Below are 3,581 nucleotides of genomic sequence, written 5' to 3'. Positions count from 1 at the left end.
ACCCGCACCCACCACATCACCAACCCGCAACGCCACCCCCGCCGCCCGCACATGCAACCCCGCCCGCACCCCCGGACCCACCCCCTCATACACCGCCTCACCGATCAACGGGTGAGTGAACCCGAAGCCTTCTGCCGTCTCAGTGACGTAGGCGCTGTCGCGAAGGATGCTCAGCCCTTCCACGACCTCCTGCGGCCGGGCCTGTGCGACCTGGGCCAGGGCGTCGACCGAGGCGCCCTCACCCACCACCGACAGGGCCTGGGCCGCTACCGCGGCGGCGGACGGGAAGTGGTTCAACTGGGTTCTGACCAGCATCGAGATGACCGGCAAGCCGGCCTCCAGGGCCGACGCCGGATCCTGTCCGCTGGCCAGCGCGCCGTTGATGCGTTTGGCGAGCTGCCGCAGCAACAGCGGGTTTCCGCTGCTGAGCCGACGGCATTGGGCTGTCACCGGATCGTCGGGATGCAGGCCCGTCAGCGCCGTCAGGAAACGCGCCGAACCGGAGGCGGTCAGTGGTGCGAGGGCGTGGGTGACCGAGGTGAAGGCCGACAGCAGCGGCTCGACCCGATGGTCGTCCCCCTTGCGAAGGCCCATGACCAGGAAGATCGGTAGGGCTTCCAACCGGGCGCTCAGATAGGCCAGAAAGCGCACCGAGGGCACATCCAGCCATTGGAGATCATCCACGACGAGTGCGACCGGGGCGTGTTCTGCCACGTCGGCGACCAGCCAGTACAGCGAGTCGAGCAGGGCGTACTCGCCGACGGCGCGCTCTGCACGTTCCTGGTCCCAGCCGAGCAACGCCTCGCGCGCCAGTGCGCTGCCTACGGAGGTGGAACGACCGGACTCGCGCAGGGCAAGCGTCTCGCCATGGAGCAGTTGCCGCGCCCCGGCCCAGGCGGCCTCGCTCTCCACCGGCCATCCACTGGCACTCAGCACGGTGAAACCGCGCTGCCGGGCCCGCCCTTCGGCGTACTCCAGCAGGGAGGTCTTCCCTATTCCCGGGGGCCCTTCGAAGAGCAGAACGGTGCCGGCAGAGGCAGTCGCGGCCCGAATCGCCTCATCGATCAGGCCAGTCTCATGATCACGGTCGACGAGTTCGTCCCGGCCCTCTCCCGCGGAGTCCGGTGCGGCCGTCAGCTTCCCGCCGAGGGAGGCTGTGGTGCCCGCCGGGGACAGGTCGAGTTCGGGTGCGTGCCGGAGTATCGCCGTGTACAGCTCGTTGGTCGCCACCTGCGGCGCGGTACTCAGGTCCGCCGCGAGAGTTCGCTTGAGGCGCTGGTAGACCGACAATGCATCGCTCTGCCGCCCACTTCGGTAGAGGGCGGTCATGAACTGCCGGTGCAGTTCCTCGTCGAGCGGCTGCTGCTCGATCGCGTGTCCCAGCTCGGCCACGAGCTGATGGTGCTCGCCCGCTGCCAGCCGGGCCTCGACGAGAGCGTTGGTGGCGGCTCGGCGGATGCCGTCGAGGCGTACGGCCTGGTCGTTGAACCAGGTGAGGTCCCGCAGATCACTGAGGGAAGGGCCGCGCCAGGCGGCGAGCGCTTCCCGCAGCTCGACGATGACCTTCGCGGGATCATCGGCGAGCATGGCGTCGTGAATTCGCCGCTCGGCGAGTTGCAGGTCGGTGAACTCATCGCTGAGCTGGAGTACGTAACCGGAGCCTCTGGCGAGGATGAGCCCACGTAGCGCGTACTCCCGGCGCAGGTGCGTCAGGTGGCTCTGCAGCGTGTTCATCCTGGTTGCGGCGGTCTGGCCTTGCCAGGCGATCTCCAACAGCCGACGTGAGCTGACGGCGTCACCGGGTTGCAGGGCGAGCGCCGCCAACAGGGCGCGTCGCCGCAGGCCACCGACGGGACGGGGCACGCCGTCGACCACCACCTCCAGGGCGCCGAGAAGCCTGACCCGGCCTGCCGGTGGTGTGCGCGCCGCCGTCACCTCACGACGATCAGCAGCGTCGGGAATGGCGGCTCGCCTCGGCGTCGGTGGCATGCGGGTCACCTCAGGCCTACCGGTATCGCCTGCCGTCGACTCCGGCAGGTGCCGGGGTCTCCGAGTCCGACGCGTGCGACGCCTGGCTCAGTTGCCCACGGCCGGAGACACCAAGCTTCCGGTATGCGCTGGTGAGGTGGGTCTCGACCGTCTTCAACCTGATGAACAGGCGCTGGGCGATCTCGCGGTTACTGTGGCCCGCCGTCGCCAGTTCCACGACACGCTCCTCGGCCGGGGTCAGGCGGTCCGAGCCGCCTCCCTGCTCCGCGTGAACGCGGGTGCGCAGCAGGCGCAGGCTACCCGCGACATCGCGCGCCAACGCATCGGCGCCGCACGCGACGGCGATCTCGTGCGCTCGGCGCAGGTGCTCACGCGCCTCCGTCGGTGACCCGGCCTGGCGCATCGACTCACCCAGCCGGTGGAGGGTCTGGGCCAGTTCCCAGCGGGCTTCAGCAGCCTCGAAGTGCTTCACCGCCTCGTGCAGGAGTTCCGTGCTCCGCCGTCCGCGCTCCACGTCAGCCATGGCCGCCAGGGACCGCCCGACGACCCGGGCGGTGCCCCAGGTGGTGGCCGAACCGATGAACTCCTGGGCCGTCTCCAACGCCTCGTCGACCCGGCCGAGATCGGTGAGGCAGCGGATCATCAGGGTCCGCCAGTCCGGGTCTACCGCGTTCGTGATGCCGCTGACGCGGCATTCGTCGCGCAGCGCGGTGGCCCTGGCCAGGGCGAGGGTCGTCCTGCCCTGCGCGAGCAGCAGGCTCGCCTCGGCGTACGCCCGCAGGCCGTTCGTGACGTCGAGCGCCGGGCCGTCCTTCAGCTGTGATCGGATGGCGTCGGCGGCCTCGACGTCGCCTCGCCGCAGGAAGGCGATGATCAGATGGCTACCGGCAAGGATCTTGCCGAGCCGCAGTTGGTGCCGCACCGCCTGTTCCCAGCTGAGGCGCAGTTCGTCGACAGCCGCACGCACGTCGCCGTGGGCCAGCAGGACGGCACCCCGGTGGCACCTGGCCAGCGTCTGCCCCCACCGGGAACCGCGCGTCCCGACGTGGGCAAGGAAGGCGTCGATGGCGGGCAGAGCCTCCGGGGCGTCACACATCGTGAGCACCTGCCAGGCTCGCGCGGCAGCGGCCACTGCGAAGGGATGGCGGCCCAGATCGGCTGCCGTCGCCACCGCGCCTGCCCGACTCAGGGCCGAGACGCGGTCGTTGCGAAGGGCATCGTGGAGAGCCAGGGTGGCCTGCACCATCAGGTCGCCGGACGTCGAACCCGGCGGGCAGTCCCGCAACTCCCGCACCAGTGGCTGGATGTACGGAAGTCGACGAGCAGCGACGGCAGTCTCGACGATCATGGCCTGCAGCGCGCGATGCGTGCTGCTGAGCGGGTCGGGGCTGTGGTGCAGGGCGTCCTGCGCCACCTGCATCGCCTCGGCGGGCTGACCGTCGGCGTGCAGCGCCGCAGCCAATGTCAGGGCGGTTCGCGCTCGCGTCTCGGGATCGGTCTCCAACGCCAACCCGGCAGTCAAATGCCCCACCGCCGCACCCGTATCCACCAGATACTCCGCCATCCCCAACCGCGTCAGCACACCCCCCCGA

The 3,581-nt window shown here is 70.1% G+C and carries 2 protein-coding genes; both read right to left on the bottom strand.

Annotation, left to right across the window (positions count from 1 at the left end; translation table 11 throughout):
- Positions 1-1,989: BTAD domain-containing putative transcriptional regulator (locus tag C8054_RS31475; protein WP_146180023.1), on the bottom strand; the 1,989-nt coding region annotated here is incomplete at its 3' end.
- A 16-nt stretch (positions 1,990-2,005) separates the two neighbouring features.
- On the bottom strand, positions 2,006-3,581 hold a 1,576-nt coding region (locus C8054_RS31470), incomplete at its 5' end, for a LuxR family transcriptional regulator (RefSeq protein WP_233220265.1).

Origin of the sequence: Micromonospora sp. RP3T, assembly GCF_003027925.1 — a bacterium.
Taxonomy (GTDB): Bacteria; Actinomycetota; Actinomycetes; order Mycobacteriales; family Micromonosporaceae; genus Micromonospora.
This window is presented reverse-complemented; position numbering and strand designations above follow the sequence as displayed.